General features: G+C 60.4%; 13 protein-coding genes, 1 pseudogene and 1 riboswitch. Of the genes and pseudogenes, 8 read left to right on the top strand and 6 right to left on the bottom strand.

The features are described from left to right. Positions 1-31 precede the first annotated feature (31 nt). Positions 32-146: riboswitch (glycine riboswitch) on the bottom strand. Positions 147-507: 361 nt separating this feature from the next. Continuing rightward, positions 508-1,383, top strand: a complete 876-nt coding sequence (locus HMPREF3098_RS05735; RefSeq protein WP_083284170.1) for an SDR family oxidoreductase — start codon at positions 508-510, stop codon at positions 1,381-1,383. 79 nt (positions 1,384-1,462) lie between these two features. Here HMPREF3098_RS05735 and HMPREF3098_RS05730 read toward each other — a convergent pair whose 3' ends face one another. The 4 genes from HMPREF3098_RS05730 to HMPREF3098_RS05715 are packed head-to-tail and all read right to left on the bottom strand — an operon-like array spanning position 1,463 to position 4,811. Then, positions 1,463-1,846, bottom strand: a complete 384-nt coding sequence (locus HMPREF3098_RS05730) for a hypothetical protein (protein WP_052095234.1) — start codon at positions 1,844-1,846, stop codon at positions 1,463-1,465. Then, the gene (locus HMPREF3098_RS05725) at positions 1,846-2,313 is read right to left on the bottom strand and encodes a PTS sugar transporter subunit IIA (protein ID WP_070434346.1); all 468 of its coding nucleotides are present in this window, start codon (positions 2,311-2,313) and stop codon (positions 1,846-1,848) included. Before HMPREF3098_RS05725 ends, HMPREF3098_RS05730 begins: the two co-directional genes overlap by 1 nt. Positions 2,314-2,333: 20 nt before the next feature. After that, the gene (locus tag HMPREF3098_RS05720; protein ID WP_083284168.1) at positions 2,334-3,236 is read right to left on the bottom strand and encodes a sulfurtransferase; all 903 of its coding nucleotides are present in this window, start codon (positions 3,234-3,236) and stop codon (positions 2,334-2,336) included. A gap of 54 nt (positions 3,237-3,290) precedes the next feature. Beyond that, positions 3,291-4,811 (bottom strand): acetaldehyde dehydrogenase ExaC, encoded by a 1,521-nt coding sequence (locus tag HMPREF3098_RS05715; RefSeq protein WP_070434345.1) that lies wholly within the window; start codon positions 4,809-4,811, stop codon positions 3,291-3,293. A gap of 240 nt (positions 4,812-5,051) precedes the next feature. On the opposite strand from HMPREF3098_RS05715, the gene HMPREF3098_RS05710 reads away from it, so the two are divergent. Further along, entirely contained in the window at positions 5,052-6,254 is a 1,203-nt protein-coding gene (locus HMPREF3098_RS05710; protein WP_070434344.1) for an FAD-dependent oxidoreductase, read from the top strand. A gap of 44 nt (positions 6,255-6,298) precedes the next feature. Here the strand turns inward: HMPREF3098_RS05710 and clpB are convergent. Continuing rightward, a pseudogene (clpB, locus tag HMPREF3098_RS05705) lies at positions 6,299-8,882 on the bottom strand (ATP-dependent chaperone ClpB). 179 nt (positions 8,883-9,061) lie between these two features. Here clpB and HMPREF3098_RS05700 point away from each other — a divergent pair. After that, positions 9,062-10,297: an acyl-CoA dehydrogenase family protein gene (locus tag HMPREF3098_RS05700; protein WP_070434343.1), complete on the top strand. Its 1,236-nt coding sequence runs from the start codon at positions 9,062-9,064 to the stop codon at positions 10,295-10,297. A gap of 37 nt (positions 10,298-10,334) precedes the next feature. Then, a complete protein-coding gene (locus HMPREF3098_RS05695) occupies positions 10,335-10,802 on the top strand; it encodes a hypothetical protein (protein WP_141739682.1) in 468 nt (155 codons plus the stop codon). A 78-nt stretch (positions 10,803-10,880) separates the two neighbouring features. Here the strand turns inward: HMPREF3098_RS05695 and HMPREF3098_RS05690 are convergent, their stop codons facing one another. Continuing rightward, on the bottom strand, positions 10,881-11,792 hold the full coding sequence (locus tag HMPREF3098_RS05690) for a carbon-nitrogen hydrolase family protein (protein ID WP_035116301.1): 912 nt from the start codon (positions 11,790-11,792) through the stop codon (positions 10,881-10,883). 182 nt (positions 11,793-11,974) lie between these two features. Here HMPREF3098_RS05690 and HMPREF3098_RS05685 point away from each other — a divergent pair, with 182 nt between their 5' ends. From HMPREF3098_RS05685 to HMPREF3098_RS05670, 4 genes are all read left to right on the top strand, one after another. Then, complete coding sequence (locus tag HMPREF3098_RS05685) at positions 11,975-12,298, top strand: hypothetical protein (protein ID WP_070434341.1); 324 nt, start codon at positions 11,975-11,977, stop codon at positions 12,296-12,298. A 40-nt stretch (positions 12,299-12,338) separates the two neighbouring features. Continuing rightward, complete coding sequence (locus HMPREF3098_RS05680; protein WP_070434340.1) at positions 12,339-13,745, top strand: alpha/beta hydrolase; 1,407 nt, start codon at positions 12,339-12,341, stop codon at positions 13,743-13,745. 184 nt (positions 13,746-13,929) lie between these two features. Then, positions 13,930-15,417, top strand: a complete 1,488-nt coding sequence (locus HMPREF3098_RS05675; protein ID WP_246815859.1) for an amino acid permease — start codon at positions 13,930-13,932, stop codon at positions 15,415-15,417. 81 nt (positions 15,418-15,498) lie between these two features. After that, positions 15,499-17,259: an ABC transporter ATP-binding protein gene (locus HMPREF3098_RS05670; protein ID WP_070434339.1), complete on the top strand. Its 1,761-nt coding sequence runs from the start codon at positions 15,499-15,501 to the stop codon at positions 17,257-17,259. Positions 17,260-17,263: the final 4 nt, after the last annotated feature.

Genomic DNA, 17,263 nt, shown 5'->3' with positions numbered 1-17,263 from the left:
AAACTTTCCGGTTTCTAGCACGGGCGATTGTCCTCCCCGCTCTGTCTTGGGTGCCTGAGAGCTTCGGTCACTGACGTACAGCAACCTTTCTCCTTCGGCGCCTACGCCTCGTACGACTGGGCGCAAGTCTTTCCAGAGGTGCCTTGCCGGGGCGGTACGGGTGCCTGAGAGTGTCTTCGGGGAGGTGTTGCTCCGTCGGCGGCCGGCGCGTGGCGCGGCCTCTCCCACCACGGTTAGTAGCGGCGTTCACTTCGGGTGAACTATGAAGTTGTAGCGCCCCTATCATATATGGCCACCCCGACAGCTCCCCATTCTTCTGAAATCTAGCCTTCACTTTTTGTGCCCCCTGCCCGCTTCCTCTTTCCCCTGCCCATTCCGGTTGCGCCCCTTGCCCACTTCCTCTTTCCCCTGCCCGTTCCGGTTGCGCCCCCTGCCCGCTTCGGTAATTGCCTCCCGATTGCACCAATCCCCTCGCGCGCCACGCGCAGATGCGTAACAATTGCTTTCATGTCAAAACTTTCCGTCTTCCTGCCCCAATTCGCTAGCTCGGCCATGCCGGCCGTCAACGATGGCATTGCCGTTGTAACCGGTGCTTCTTCCGGCATCGGACGGGCAGTCGCCGCCGCGTTGGCCAACCCCTCTTCCCCCGACGCCCCTCGCTTTACCGTCATCGGTACCAGCCAGCACCCGGAAAACATTGAAAACCCTTTGCCTAACGTTGAATACCTGCCGTTGGATTTGGAGGACCCAGCTTCCATTGATGCGCTAGCAGCGGAAGTCCTGCGGCGCGGCACCCCGGCTGTCTTGGTTAACAACGCAGGCGAAAGCCAATCAGGCCCTCTGGAGGAGCTACCCCACAAGGCACTGACGCGCCTGTTTCAGCTGAACGTTTTAGGCCAAATACAACTGACGCAAAAACTCCTTCCCGCCATGCGTGCAGCTGGAGCTGGGCGCATCACGATGGTGGGATCCATGCTCGGCAGTTTCCCACTGGCGTTTCGCAGCAGCTATGTGGCTAGTAAAGCAGCACTGAAGGGATTCGCGTTCGCGGGACGCCGGGAGGTTCGCCCCTTCGGGGTGAATATCAGTGTGATGGAACCGGGATCAATCAATACCGGTTTGTCCGCGCGGCGCACCAAGTACATCGATATGGAAGGCCCGTACCGCACAGAGTTTTCCACAATGCTGCGGCGCCTCGATCGCAACGAATCCAATGGCATTTCAGCTGAACGCGTGGCCGAGGAGATCCTGAAATCGATTACTGATCACCGCCCACGCCCGCTGTACGCCACAGGTTCCATGGCGCCGATTATCTTCCCGCTATCGCGCGTGCTGCCCAGGGAGACCGTCCACTGGATCATCGGGCGAAAGCACGGGCTATAGATCCCCCGCAATCCCTTAGGAGCACCCCACCGCATATCGGCAAGCTGCGCGACCGACCAGCAGCGAGACCGACCCGCGCCTAATGCTGCCGGGTATACCACTCGCGCCACGGGGTCGCGAAAATGGCCAACACTGCCGCACCCATGATGCCGATGAACATTGCGCTGGCCGCAATGGCAATGAGCAGGGGGTTGGGTCTGGCCAGCGCCACGAGAAGCAGCAAAACAGTGCCAGCGATACCCAGAAAGGACAACCATGTGTAAAACCGGTTCACCGGGTGCTGCGGATGGCCGAAGCTGCCACGCATCGTAGCCTGTAGCGGCCACACCTGGAACAGCAAAAGTAGGACGAAAGACACCCAAGTGAGCACCGTTAGGTTCTCCGGCCCCACCCAGCCACCCGCATTGACAAGGGAGGCCACCATTCCGATAACCGCGAGGATGCTGAAGATTCGGCGGGACATCAGTGCAGGCGGTAGAGTTTGTCGCCCTGCTGGCAGGGCTCTCCGGCAATCATGACATCATCCAGCACCCCTTGCGGGAGCTGCATCGCCACGACCATGACGATGGGATCAAAACCCATGCGGCCAATCTCCTTCGGCGCATAGGAGCTGATGACTTGCCCCTGCTTCACAGCGGTGTTTTCAGAGAGCTTGGCGTCGAACCCCTGCCCCCTCAGCCGTGCGGTATCGACCCCCAAATGCACCAGAAGAGAGACATCCGAACGGGGTTGAATCACAAAAAGATGTGGCATGATGCGGGTGATGAGCCCGTCGACGGGGGCAGTGATATGAACAACCTCTACGTCAGGATCCGGGATGACCGCAATCCCAGCGCCTACAGTCCCCATAGCAAAAATAGGGTCAGGAACCTGCTGCAGATCCACGACAGTGCCAGATAACGGACTGCGGACGTTGAGGGAGATTGACATAACTCTAAATTCTAAAGTCTTTAGCCCCGCTCGATGGGCAAATCGAGACGCGCACTCCACTGGGACCATCCGCCGATGAAGTTGCGTGCCCCGTGCAAGCCCGCGTGCTCCATCGCCGCAATAAACAACGACGAGTGCAAGCCCGAGCCGGAATACACGGCAACGTTGTCCCCGCGCGTGATGCCTCGGGAAGCCAGGTATTCACGCAGGCGCTCGGGTTTTTCCACCTTGCCCTCGGCGTTCATCAGCTCCGCAACCGGGATATTGACCGCACCGGGAATCCGCCCCGCCTGGTGGTCAAATGGTTCGCGCAGACCCTTGAATCGTCCGGACTCGCGCGCGTCGATCAGCAGGTTGTGGCGCTTCCACTCCTCTACTTCGTCAATGAGGAGCTCTGGCATGGAGTGAGGCTTGAATTCCAAGTTGCCACGGCCACGCAGCGCACCGATGCCGCCGGCCACATCACCACCGGCTTTCTCCCACTCGGTGGTACCGCCGTTGAGGATCCGAACATCGGTCGCACCCGCCCAGCGCAACACCCACCATGCGCGCGCCGCATAGAGGTTCGGGCCAGCATCGTAAATATAAACGGGCCGATCGGCCATGACACCCCAATCGGCCAGCATGCGCTTGAGGTCTTCAAGCCGTGGCAAAGGGTTGCGCCCCTCTTGCCTGCTGGGGAGGGACGCCAAATGCATCAGTGGGTTACAAAACATCGCACCAGGCAGGTGCTGGCCGACATAGGCTTCCCACGCGGAATTCTCCGTTTTCGCCCAGTGCGAGTCGATGATGGTCATGCGCTTACCGCGCTTGAACTGACTAAACATCTCCTCGCCAGTGATGAAGGACGTGGATGCGGGCGCGTGGGTGTTAATGGATTCAGTTGCGGGATGGTGGCCGGATTCAGTGGCGGGCAAGCTCATAGTTCACGAGTCTAATTCCTTCGCCCGCCACGCGAGCAACTAGAGTGCGCGCAGTTAGAACAGTCCAGTTGGCTTCTCGCTGTACGACCACAGCAGGTTCTTGGTCTGTTGGTAGTGATCCAGCATCATCAAGTGGGTCTCACGACCAATTCCGGATTTCTTATATCCGCCGAAGGCAGCGTGAGCTGGGTAGTTGTGGTAGTTGTTCACCCATACGCGGCCGGACTGAATGGCCCGCCCGGCTCGGTAGGCCACGTTGCCATTGCGGGACCACACACCGGCACCCAGCCCATATTCCGTGTCGTTGGCAATGCGGATGGCATCATCGAAGTCCTTGAAGGTCGTTACTGCTAGGACTGGGCCGAAGATCTCCTCCTGAAACAGTCGCATGTTGTTTGTGCCTTTAAAGATGGTGGGTTCGATGTAGAACCCGCCATCGCGACCATCTATTTTGTTGATGCTACCGCCAGTGAGGACTTCCGCCCCCTCTTCGGGACCTGACTGCAGGTAGCCAGTGATTTTATCCATCTGCTCTTGGGAGGCCTGTGCCCCCATCATCGTGTCCGTATCCAACGGGTTACCGGTCTTGATGCTCTTGACACGCTGTACGGCTAGGTCGAGGAATTCCTCGGCGATGTCCTCATGGACGAGTGCGCGCGATGGGCAGGTGCAAACCTCGCCTTGGTTGAGTGCAAACATGGCCAGGCCCTCCACGCATTTCGCACGAAAGTCATCGTCATCATCCATGATGTCTTTGAAGAAAATCGATGGGCTCTTACCACCCAGTTCCAAGGTCACCGGGATGAGCTTCTCCGCAACCGCCTTGTTGATGATCTGGCCAACCTGGGTAGATCCCGTGAAGGCGATCTTCGCAACACGGTCGCTGGCGGTCAGAGCGGCACCAGCTTCTTCGCCTAAGCCATTGACGATGTTGAGCACGCCATCGGGCAGCAGATCGTGGATCAGTTCCACGACCAGCAGGATGCTGGCCGGGGTCTGCTCTGCAGGTTTGAGGATGATGCAGTTTCCGCCAGCTAGCGCAGGGGCCAACTTCCACGCGGCCATGAGGATCGGGAAGTTCCATGGGATGATCTGCCCTACCACGCCCAATGGCTCGCGGAAGTGATAAGCCACGGTATCCGCATCAATTTGGCTGGTGCGGTCTTCCTGGGCGCGGATGGCACCCGCGTAGTAGCGGAAGTGATCCACTGCCAGTGGCAGGTCGGCCGCGAGGGTCTCGCGCACCGCCTTACCGTTATCCCAGGTCTCGGCGACGGCGAGCATCTCTAGGTTTTCTTCTAGGCGGTCGGCGATCTTCAGCAGGATGTTGCCGCGTTCTTGGGGGCTAGTGCGCCCCCATGCGCCTTTCGCGGCGTGTGCTGCATCTAGGGCTTTTTCGATGTCAGCTTCCTTAGAGCGAGGCACGCGGCAAAAGACGTCACCATTGATCGGGCTGACGTTGTCCATGTATTGACCATCGACCGGTGGAACCCACTGCCCACCGATGAAGTTTTCATATTGCTCTTTGAAGTTGACAATCGCGCCCGTGGTTCCGGGGTCTGCGTACACAGTCATGAGGGGTTCCTAACGTGTTGGTCGACTGGATAGGGGTGAACAAATCTTGTCGGCCAATATAGTGACCTGAATCACTTTTTACGACCATGTTGTTTTCATATTTATGCAGGTATTAGCGCTTGTAAGTGCTCCACTCCCTTATCCGACGCCCTACGCCACCCCCGACCAGCACGCTTGCACAGGTAGGCCGCTAATCCCCGCACCCGCCAACCGTGCGCAAACGGAACTACGATCGCAGCTATGGACCTCGATTCTTTGAATCATCGCCATTTCCCCGCGGTCATCATCGGCGCAGGACAGGCCGGGCTGGCTGCCGGGCACGAGCTCGCGCGCCGCGGATTCACACCCGGCACCGACTTCATCATCGTGGACGCCAATGATGGGCCCGGCGGCGCGTGGCGGCACAGGTGGGATTCGCTGACGTTGGGAAAAGCCCACGGCATCGCCGATTTGCCGGGCATGCCCATGCAACGACCTGATCCGGACGTACCGGCCTCTCAGTTGGTGGCGGAATACTACGGCGAGTACGAGCGCGAGTTCGCTTTCAATGTAGTGCGCCCCGCTCAGGTGACATCGGTAGCCCCGGAAGGCGACCAGCTGGCCATTACGGTGGCGGGCGGCGCGGGGCGTCGAGATGAAAAGAAGGCTACGCCCACGAATGTGGTAATCGGCGCAGATGCGGTGCTAAGTGCAACTGGGACCTGGGCCAATCCACACATTCCATTTGTGCCAGGAATAGGGGAATTCAAGGGACGGCAACTGCACACGAAGGGATATACCCGCAAGGAGGACTTCGCGGGATTGCGAACGTTGGTAGTGGGCGGTGGATTGTCGGCCGTACAGTTCCTGTTAGAGCTGGCCCAGGTTACCGACACTGTATGGGCCACCCGGCGCCCGCCGAACTTCACCGCGCGGGAGTTTGGCACCAACTGGGGGTTGGCAGTAGAAGATGCCGTGCGGGAACGGACGTTCCACGGGCAGGCGCCGGCTTCTGTAGTGCGGACGACCGGCATTCCGCAGCGACCAGAATATCTGCAGGGGGTGGCTGACGGGACGCTAGTCTCACGCGGAGTGTTTGACCGGATCACTCGAACTGGAGTGGTTTTCGGCAAGCCTTTCAGCGACACTGCCGATGGATTGGGGCCTTCTTCGCATGCAAAGCTACAAGTGCCGGAATCGTGGAATCCATATCCCGCGGGCACTTCTATAGACGTGGACGTGATTTTCTGGAACACGGGGTTCCGGCATGCGCTGCGACACTTGGCACCAATGAAACTGCGGGAACCAGGAGGCGGGATCCTGATGCGCGACGAAGTGAGGGTGCGCAAAGATCCGCGAGTCTTTCTGGTGGGGTATGGCTCCACAGCCTCCACTGTGGGAGCCACACGTGCAGGTCGCCAGGCTGGGCGGGCAGCGGCGGCCTACTTGCGTGGGGGAGATTAGCGGACAGGAACGCTAGCCTGTGGCAACGCTAACTCGCCGGGGGGTTACCCCTCCGCCTGGCCCGCCGAACTCACTACCAGTTCCGGCTGCTCTTCCCCGGTGCTTTCCACGTCCACCAGAACACGGTCACCATCGCGAATCTCGCCACCCAACAGCTTCTTCGCCAGTTGGTCGCCGATTGCCTTTTGGATCAGACGACGCAACGGGCGGGCACCGTACGCGGGCTCGTATCCGCGCTCGGCCAGCCACTTCTTGGCATCGGAAGTAACATCTAGCACCAGTCGACGGGCCGCCAGCCGCTCACCCAGGCCACGCAACTGGATAGAAACGATGGATTCCAGTTGCTCCTCGCTGAGTGGCTTGAAGATGAGTACGTCGTCCAAGCGGTTGACAAACTCGGGCTTGAAGGCGCGCTTCACGGCCTCCATGACTTCGTCATCCGTTCCACCCGCACCCAAGTTCGAGGTCAGGATCAAGATGGTGTTGCGGAAGTCCACGGTGCGCCCCTGACCATCGGTCAGGCGGCCTTCATCGAGGACTTGCAGCAGCACGTCGAAAACATCCGGGTGGGCTTTTTTCCACCTCGTCGAACAGCACCACGGTGTAGGGGCGGCGCCGCACGGCTTCGGTCAGTTGTCCGCCGGCATCGTATCCAACGTATCCCGGAGGGGCACCGACCAGTCGTGCCACCGAGTGCTTCTCGCCGTACTCGGACATATCGATACGCACCATGGCGGTCTCGTCGTCGAAGAGGAACTCCGCCAAACCCTTGGCCAGTTCCGTCTTACCCACACCGGTGGGGCCGAGGAAAAGGAACGAACCCGTGGGTCGGTTGGGGTCCGCCACACCGGCGCGCGAACGGCGCACTGCATCGGATACCGCATCCACGGCCCGTTCCTGTCCCACCACGCGGCCGGCCAGGACCAACTCCATGTTCAGCAGCTTCTCGGTCTCGCCTTGCAACATTTTGCCGGCAGGAACACCTGTCCATGCAGAGACCACGTCTGCAATCGTGTCCGGTGTGACCTCCTCAGTCAGCATCATGTCCGATTGCTGGGCAGCCACAGTCGTCTCGGCTTCCTGCAGTTTCTTCTCCACATCCGGGATCCGGCCGTAGCGCAGCTCGGCCACCTTGGCGAAGTCACCTTCGCGCTCGGCAATTTCCGACTCGCGGCGCAGGTGGTCGAGCTCTTCCTTCAGGCCACGCAAGCTATCGATGCTGCCCTTTTCGTTCTCCCATCGAGCGGTCAGGCCGGCCAGTTTTTCCTTCTCGTCGGCCAATTCACTGCGTAGTTTTTCTAGCCTTTCCTTCGACGCCACGTCGGTCTCCTTGGCCAACGCCATCTCTTCGATTTCGAGGCGACGGACCACGCGCTCCACATTGTCAATTTCCTCGGGCCGCGAGTCGATCTCCATACGCAGGCGGGACGCCGCTTCGTCGACCAAGTCGATGGCCTTATCCGGCAGGAAGCGGCTGGTGATGTAGCGATCAGACAACGCAGCGGCGGAAACCAATGCCGAGTCCTGGATACGCACACCGTGGTGTACTTCGTAGCGCTCCTTCAGGCCTCGCAAGATACCAACGGTGTCCTCCACGGTGGGTTCACCCACATAGACCTGCTGGAAGCGGCGCTCCAACGCGGCGTCCTTTTCGATGTACTTGCGGTATTCATCCAGGGTGGTCGCACCCACCAACCGCAATTCACCACGGGCCAGCAGTGGCTTAATCATATTGCCGGCATCCATCGCGGAATCGCCACCAGCACCGGCGCCAACGATAGTGTGCAGCTCATCGATGAAGGTGATGACCTCACCTTCAGCTTCCTTGATCTCGTCGAGCACGGCCTTCAGGCGCTCTTCGAACTCACCGCGGTACTTCGCACCCGCAACCATGGAACCGAGGTCAAGGCTGATGAGTTTCTTCCCACGCAGGGATTCCGGCACGTCACCCGCCACAATTCGTCGGGCCAGCCCCTCCACGATGGCGGTCTTACCAACTCCGGGTTCACCGATGAGGACGGGGTTATTCTTCGTACGGCGGGAAAGCACCTGCACCACGCGACGAATTTCCTGGTCACGCCCGATCACGGGGTCAATCTTGCCCTCTCGAGCGCGGGCGGTCAGGTCGGTGGAGTACTTCTCCAATGCCTGGAACTGCCCTTCGGGTTCCTCCGTGGTGACCTTACGGTTACCGCGAACCGATTGGAACGCAGTCTTGATCGCATCGAAGGTCGCCCCCTTGGAGTGCAGCAGCGAAGCGGCCTCGGAATCGCCCTTGGCGATTCCGGCCAGCAGCACCTCCGTCGACACGTAGGTATCGCCGAGTTCCCCTGCTAGCTCTTGAGCGGCGGTCAGCGCATTGAGCGCATCCCGGTTGAACTGGGGGTTGGCCATATTCGAACCGGTGGCCTGTGGGTAGGCAGCCACCACGTTGCGGGCCTCGGTGAGCACCGCGGATGGTTCCACACCCGCCGCCTGCAGAACGGGCAACGCGATCGAATCATTTTGTTCCAACAGAGCCACCAACAGGTGAGCTGGGCGGATATCGGGATTGCCCTTAGCGGAGGCGCTCTGCAGGGCAGCCTGCATGGCTTCCTGGGTCTTCGTTGTCGGAGTGAAATTCGACATTGGGTTCCTCCTGATTGTTGTGTGGCGGGGTGGTGTGTGGCGGGTTCGCCACGAGCTATTGCCACTTTACTTGAGTACACCAGACTCAACCACCGTGAAGTTGAGCGTATTCCACTCAAGGGCGAGTTGTACTGTGATTCCAGTCACATAGTTCCCGTTGGTGGCATAGACTGACCCCTATGTCCCAGCTCAGCAACACCTCCAATCCCAACACTCTCGACCTCGTCGCTTTTGATTCCCTCTTGAGCTCGTCCGAGATTTCTACTCGGAACGCTGTGGCCGACTTTGGGAACCACCATCTGCGCCCCCGTATCGGCGAATGGTTCGATACGGGCCAGCTTCCAATCAAGGAAATCGCGCGCAGCTTTGGCGATCTGGGCATTCTAGGAATGCACTTAGAGGGATACGGATGCCCCGGAGGCTCGGCTGTCGAATACGGGCTGGCATGCATGGAGATCGAAGCCGTGGATTCCGGCTTGCGTTCCATGATGTCCGTACAGGGATCGCTGGCCATGTTTGCTATCCACCATTGGGGTTCCGACGAGCAAAAGGACAAGTACTTGCCGCGATTGGCAGCTGGCGAGCTTGTGGGATGCTTTGGATTAACGGAACCCAGTGCCGGTTCCGACGTGGCGTCGATGCAAACGCACGCCAAACGAGAGGGCGACGAATGGGTGCTCAACGGCTCGAAAATGTGGATTACCAATTCCCCCATCGCGGATGTATTGGTGGTGTGGGCTCGCACAGAAAACGACGATGGCAACGACGAAAATGTCGTTGAGAGAAACGCTGGCAAACCCGGCCACGTTGGTTTCATCATCGAACGCGGCACACCTGGCTTGAGCACCCCAACGATCAACCGGAAGTTGAGCCTGCGCGCTTCGGTAACCGGTGAAATCGTGCTGGATGACTGCCGTATTTCCGACGCCCAGCGCCTCCCCCATGTCAGCTCCCTGCGAGGACCTCTAACCTGCCTGAACGAGGCTCGCTACGGGATCATCTGGGGCGCGCTGGGCGCAGCACGCGACTGCCTGCAGACCACGTTGGCCTACACCGCGCAACGACCCGTATTCAAGCGCTCTTTGAGCTCCTTCCAGCTCACGCAGGCAAAGTTGTCGGATATGACCGTGGAACTCAATAAATCCTTACTCATGGCTTTGCAGTTGGGGCGCCTGAAAGACCGGGGCGAACTAAAGTCACATCAAACCAGCGCAGGCAAGCTGAACTCCACGCGAGTGGCTCTAGACATCGCACGAGAATGCCGCTCCTTGCTGGGCGCGGCGGGCATCACGACGGAATTCTCTCCCATGCGTCACGCGAATAATTTAGAAAGCGTGCTGACCTACGAAGGCACGGCCGAGATGCATCAGCTCATCATCGGTCAAGCCCTCACAGGCGAGGCTGCGTTTCGGTAGGGTCCGCCATCCACCCTGACGAGTAGAATTTCCGGGCATGAGTGACATGGACGAACCCGCCAGCGCCGTCGACCGCGCCGACCAGGGGTTTTTGAGGGCATTTCCCCGTGTGCGGATACGTCCGGCCATGTCCACGGTTTCGGCGCTTTCGGATTCCGTATGGCGCGAACAGCTATGCAACACCGCCGCGCGGCTCTACGACGGCCCGGCGGTCACCACCAGCCAAACGTTGTTGAGGGAACTGGTGCTCAGCGCACTGGCGGACCTTTCCCGCGAACTGCGACTTCCCCGCCAAGGAGTGCCCGAGTTCTCCCCCGCCGGGTTTGCCTTACTCACCGCAATGTCGGCGAAGCTGGAGGCGCTGGGCGTCACCCCCGAACACATCCAAGGCGCCAACCGTGCCACCACAACGGCGCTCAAGCAGCTACACCCCGACCGGGAAGCCCAGCTCATCATGGCCACAGAATGGGCATTCCACATGCTGCAGAATTCCCCGCAAAGCTAAACCCGCGCCAGTACCAACTAGGCCCGCGCCTGCACCGGCCAGCACGAGCCGAGCCAGCCCCCCCCCCTAATCCGGCGCCTAATCTAACCCCTGCGCCGGCGTCTGCCGCAGCCCTTCGATCTCCATATCCAACCGATGCCCCTGCAGTACGGGCAGCGTCTTGCGCGCTTTCTCCACGTGGGTTGGGTCGATATCGATCATGAGCACCTGCGCGGCATAACCGGTCTCGGCCAAACGCGCACCATTGGGGCCAATCACCGCGGAATGTCCAATGCCCGTGGGCCCATCGGAGTGTCCGTAGCGATCCGGAGACCCTGGTCGCGCCATGCCCGCCGCCACCAAGTAACTGGTGGAATCCAAGGCACGCGCCACTGTCAACGCGCGCCATTGATCCAGCTTGCCCGGCCCATCCTGCCAGCTGGTGGGTACGACCATTACCTTCGCACCAGCCTCCGCCATCGCCACGAAATGTCCTGGGAACCGAATGTCGTAGCACGTGGCCAACCCCACGGTGGTGCCAGCCACGTCGAACGTCACGCGCTTATCACCGGGCTTCACGGTATTCGACTCACGGTAGCCAAACGCATCATAAGTGTGGATCTTGTTGTAGTGCTTAACCCCGTCTGGCCCCGCGACCAGCAACGTGTTGTACACGCGACGGAACCGGTTGGCATCGGGAGTGTCCGCGGGTTGCTTCTCTGTCAGCTCGCCCGTCGGCAGGCGGTACACGGTATCCGCGGGGGTGAACATTCCCACCACCGCGGTTGTACCGTGCTTCTCCGCGGTCTCTTGAATCGCCGCCGCGAATGGCCCATCCAACGGTTGGGCCACCATATCCAGCCGACCGCTGTCGAAGGGGAACATCGCAGCTTCTGGGAACACCACGAGGTCAGCCCCACCATTGGCCCCAGACGCGATATATTTACGAATTCGCGCCAGGTTGGCTTCCACATCGGGTTCAGCGATCATCTGAATCACGGCAATACGCATGCCCCCAACCCTAGCGCCAAGGGCCAGGGCGCGTCAGCGCACTACGAATCTCTGGGGATAACTCCGCACTCTTTTGGCCTTCACACCCCTACTTATCCACAGCCCTCGTTTTTTCTTCTGTTCCGACGCCCCGCGCTCCCCTAACCTGCTCCCCATAGACAGAAAGGACTAGCGCGATAACGATGAACACACAGATCACCCTCGACGAAGCGGCTCTGACAACCCGGATCCTCGCCTTAGACCGCGAAGCCTGCGCGCTATTCGATAGCGCCCATGCCGTAGGCGGGATCACCCTGCCCGGCGCGGTTGCGGGCGGATCTTTCCCAGCGACCGCGCGGCAGTGGATAGCGACGTTCAGCCGCGTGACCGGGGCACATGCCGACAACCTAAGGCGCTCGGTGGAACAAATCACGCACTTCGCCCGCGACGTGGGCGCGCAGGAGGTAGCGAATGGGTCACTGTTCACGTCCGGCCCGCCGGGTGTGGCCGCAGAATCCCGTAGGTAGGCGCTGAGAACGCAGTGAACGCAAAGCACACGGAGAACGCATGGATATCTTTAGCATGGAAAACGCCCGTCCCGCATCCATTCTGCACGCGGGCAACGATGTGCTGCACCATTCCCAGCAGATCGTCAGTGGCGCGGGGCGCGCGCGAACACTCAGCGATTGGGAGCACGCGTGGACCGGCATCGCCAGCAGTGCAGCCAATCATCGGGTGCAGGCCAGCATCAACCCCATTGATATTTTAGGAATGACCGCGCAGGGCGTGGCCGGCGTGTTCTTGGCCCACGGGCAATTGTTGGACTTGGTGTGCCGCATTGTCCGCGGAACCACGGCCGCCGCCCGCACCGCAGGCATGATCATTGCCCCAGATGGAACCGTATCGCCAGGCCCCGCAGGTGCCGTGCCCGGGGTGAACGTGTGGGCAGTGAGCACCTCCCGCGCGCTAAGCGCGGTATTACGAGGCGCGCTGAGCATCGCTAGGGTGTCTGATGCAGCGGCTACGGGGGCAGTACATTCCGCCACGGCGGGGATGAAAGAAGCGCCGAAGATGGGCGGGGGTGGGTGGAGCGGGGCGTCGGAACTAAAAGAAGTCCCGGTAGATGAACAGCAAAATCCCTTCGGTAAAGTGCGCACCTACGGCCGGGTAGGGAATGCCGAGGAGGTGATCACGCTGGTCAGCGGGGTGGGATCCAGCGCGGAGGATTCGCGAGCCAAGACGGATCTGTGGGCGAGACAGAAGGTCACGGAGGCAGCGGCGGCGGGGAAACAGGTGGCCGTGGTCGCGTGGCACGGATACCCGGCCCCAGGCAGTGTGGCCGAGGCGGTTTCCCCCAGCGCGGCGAAGGCGGCCGCGGGTGATCTGCGGGAATTTCAGCGCGAACTGCGGCAACACGCACCCAATGCGCGACTGCATGTCGTGGGTTATAGCTATGGCTCCACAGTGGTGGGATTAGCGGGCAAAACCACAGACAAAGGCGCACGGCCCTCCCCCACTTCCCCTGCTTCCCCTACTTCCCCTACTTCCCCTGCCTCCCCGCCCGGTCTCGAAGCCGACCGGATCTCCCTATGGGGCTCACCCGGTGCGGGTGTGGGCGATGCCGGAGATATCGCGATACTCAACCATGGCACACCGAACGCCGGAGCATGGGACTCCGATACACCAAATGAGGCAGGCCAGGTGACAGTGGAACGCGCACCCGGTGACCTCATTGGACTGGTTACCACTCCGCTGGGCGGCCCGTTAGGGCGGGACCCGGCCTCCCCAATGTTCCGCGAGGGCTTTGACCAGAAAGCCAGTGCGACCGGCTGGGGCGAATACCTATGGCGCAACCTCACTGACATGTATCTATGGTCCCGTGGGGAAACGGACTCTCATAGTTCGTACCTGTGGGCCCCCGGAATGAACCCCACAATGAACCCTACAATGAACCCCGGAACGAATCCACAATAAATACAAACTCTCAGCAACCCATGCAAAGCTACAAACAACCGCAAAGCTACAAACAACTCTGCCCAATATTTCACCAAACGGCCTGCGTGCTAGTACGCTAGCAACCGTGAAAAAAGCAGATAATGGGGTAATCCCAACTAATGAAGGCCACGCGCAGCCGCCAGCCTCCTCCGAAGCGCTGGTCGTGGACGATCCCCGCACCGTCCGCTTAGGCACCCTCGTTAGCCTCATCGTCGGATCGTGCGTGGGCGCAGGCATCTTCGCCATGCCGCAAAACATTGCGTCCGTGGCTTCCCCCGGCGCCGCACTGATCGGTTGGGCGATCACCGGTGTGGGCATGCTCTGCATCGCGTATGTCTTCCAGGCACTGGCGCTGCGCAAACCACACCTAGATTCCGGCGTATACGCCTATGTCCGCGCAGGCCTAGGTGACTTCGTGGGCTTTGCCTCCGCCTGGGGATACTGGCTGGGAACCATCATCGCGCAGGTGGGTTACGCCACCTTGTTCTTCAGCTCGCTGGGATTCTTCGTGCCCATCTTCGACGGCTCGCGCCCATTCATTCAAGCAATCTTCGTATCGGGGCTGACCTGGACAATCTTCGCGGTGCTGTCCCGCGGTGTGCGCCAGGCGGCGATTATGAACGTGGTTGCGACGATCGCCAAGGTCCTGCCGATTTTGGCGTTCCTGGTGCTGGTCGCGTTCCTGGGATTCAACACGGAAGTCTTCACCTCTGATTTCTGGGGCCGTGCCGCAACCTTCGGGGATAACGGCAACGAAGTGCACTCCTTGACCGACCAAGTCAAAGGCATGATGCTATTCACGGTATGGGCATTCATCGGCGTGGAGGGCGCATCCACGTATTCCAAGCGTGCCCGCCACCGCAAGGATGTTTCCCTGGCCACGTTCCTGGGCTTCGTCATCGTCTTCTTGCTGCTCATGGCCGTGAGCTTCCTCTCCTTCGGAGTGGTCTCCCGCGAGGAACTTGCCGCGATGGGGGACAACTCCATGGCCTCTGTCCTCGAGCACGTGGTGGGCCCCTGGGGCGCCGGACTGATTTCTATCGGCCTGTGCATTTCCGTCTTGGGTGCGTACGTCTCTTGGCAAATGCTGTGCGCGGAACCAATCACCCTCATGGCCCAGGACCGCCTGATGCCGAAGATCGTGGGGCGCACCAACTCCATGGGCGCCCCGTACGTTGCGCAGCTGATGTCCGCGGTCGTCATTCAGATCTTCATCGTCATCTTCTACCTCAACGAATCCACGTACACCACGATGGTCCAGCTTGCGACCTCCCTCTACCTGGTGCCTTACGTGTTCTCTAGCTTGTACCTTTTGTTCCTGGCCACCCGTGGTCGCGGCATTTCTCACCCCGACGCCGGCAAGAAATTCGACCTCAGCGGTCCGGACGTCTCTGGTTCCACCAATCGCCTGCACCTAGTGCTGGGCCTGATCGCGTTCGTGTACTCCATCTGGCTGCTGTACGCAGCAGAACTGCACTTCGTGCTGCTGGGCACGTTGTTGATCATCCCTGGCATGGCCATCTACGTTGCTACACGCATGGCCAACCGCGAGCGCATCTTCAATGCCTTCGAGTGGGTCATCGCCACGCTGGTTGTACTCTCCGCCATTGCGGCGCTCTACCTGATCATGACGGGGCAAGTAAGCCTGTAACTCGCAGCCACTGGCCCTCTCCACCGCGGAGCCTCGGTGCGAAACACCTTGCGCAGCCGGGCAGAAATGTATTCTTCATTTATGCATCTGCTCCGGCTGTTACGTCAGTATTTAAAGCCATACACGTGGTATGTGGTTTTCGTCCTCATTCTGCAAACACTGTCCACCTTGGCAGTGCTATACCTCCCCACGCTGAACGCCCGCATTATTGACAAGGGCGTGGCCACCGGCGACATCGGCTACATCTGGTCCACGGGTGGGGTCATGGTCGGAGTGGCATTCGTCCAAGTTGTCACCGCCATCGTTGCCACCTGGTTCGGAGCGCGGGCAGCCATGGGTGTGGGCCACGATATTCGCCGGGATGTCTACCGCACCGTCGATGCCTACAGCGCCGAGGACATCGGCAAATTCGGCACCCCCACGCTGATCACGCGCGGCACCAATGATGTGCAGCAAGTTCAGATGGTGTTGCTCATGATCCTGAACTTCATGGTTATGGCCCCCATCATGAGCATCGGTGGCATCATCATGGCCGTCCGGGAGGATGTCCACCTATCGTGGCTGCTTTGGGTCTCCGTACCGGTCCTGCTGATCGTGGTGGGGTTCTTAGTGTCCAGGCTGGTACCCATGTTCACCGCGATGCAGGACAAAATCGATACGATCAACGAGATCATGCGCGAGCAAATCACCGGCATCCGCGTGGTCCGCGCCTTCGTCCGTGAGGATCACGAAGCCCAGCGTTTCGCAGCTGCCAACCGGGACATCACCGATATTTCTGTCCGCATCGGGCGCGTATTCGTGCTCATGTTCCCCGTCATCACGTTGATCTTGCACCTAGCTACGGCTGCCGTGCTGTGGTTCGGCGGCCACCGCGTGGACGATGGCCTAATGCAGGTGGGCTCACTCACCGCGTTTATGCAGTACTTGCTGCAGATCCTCGTTGCCGTGATGATGGGAACGTTCATGGCCATGATGCTGCCCCGCGCGATCGTCTGCGCCGAGCGCATCAATGAAGTCTTCGACAACCAGCCCTCCATCGCCGATCCCGCCTCCCCTGTCGTTCCTGCGCGGTCCACTGGAACCGTCGAATTCAACAACGTCACCTTCGCCTACCCGGGTGCCGAATCCCCAGTGCTTCGCGACGTCAGCTTCACTGCCCAGCCCGGCCAAACCGTCGCCATCATTGGCGCCACGGGCGCGGGCAAAACCACTCTCATCAACCTCATTCCGCGGTTGTACTCCCCCACGTCCGGCCGGGTCCTCATCGACGGGGTGGACGTCCGCGACCTGTCCCGGCAGGATCTCGCCCAGCGCGTTGGCCTGGTCCCGCAAAAGGCATTCCTCTTTTCCGGCACCGTGGCGGATAACCTGCGCTTCGGTAATCGAGAGGCCACAGAATCCGAACTCTGGGATGCCCTCCGCATCGCCCAAGCCGAGGATTTCGTGCGCACCCGCACCACCGGCGAGGGTGAAACCACAGCTCACGGCCTTGAGTCATCCATCTCCCAGGGTGGCACGGACGTCTCGGGCGGTCAGCGCCAGCGCCTCTCCATCGCCCGGGCTCTCGTGGCTCAGCCGCCGCTGTTTCTTTTCGACGATTCCTTCTCAGCCTTGGATGTGAAGACCGACGCCACGCTGCGCAGCGCCTTACGCTCCCACACAAGCGACGCGGTAGTGCTGATGGTCGCCCAGCGAGTGTCCACCATCGCCGAAGCCGACCTCATCCTCGTCATGGAAGCCGGTCGCATCGTTGCACGGGGAACCCACGAGGAGCTGCTTCAGTCCTCGGCCACCTACCAAGAAATTGTCCGTTCGCAGCTGAGTGCCGAGGAGGCGTCATGACCCC

This window comes from Corynebacterium sp. HMSC28B08, from assembly GCF_001806865.1.
GTDB classification, from domain to species: domain Bacteria; phylum Actinomycetota; class Actinomycetes; order Mycobacteriales; family Mycobacteriaceae; genus Corynebacterium; species Corynebacterium auriscanis.
Note: the sequence above shows the minus strand (reverse complement) of the source record. Positions and strands in the feature narration are given on the sequence as shown.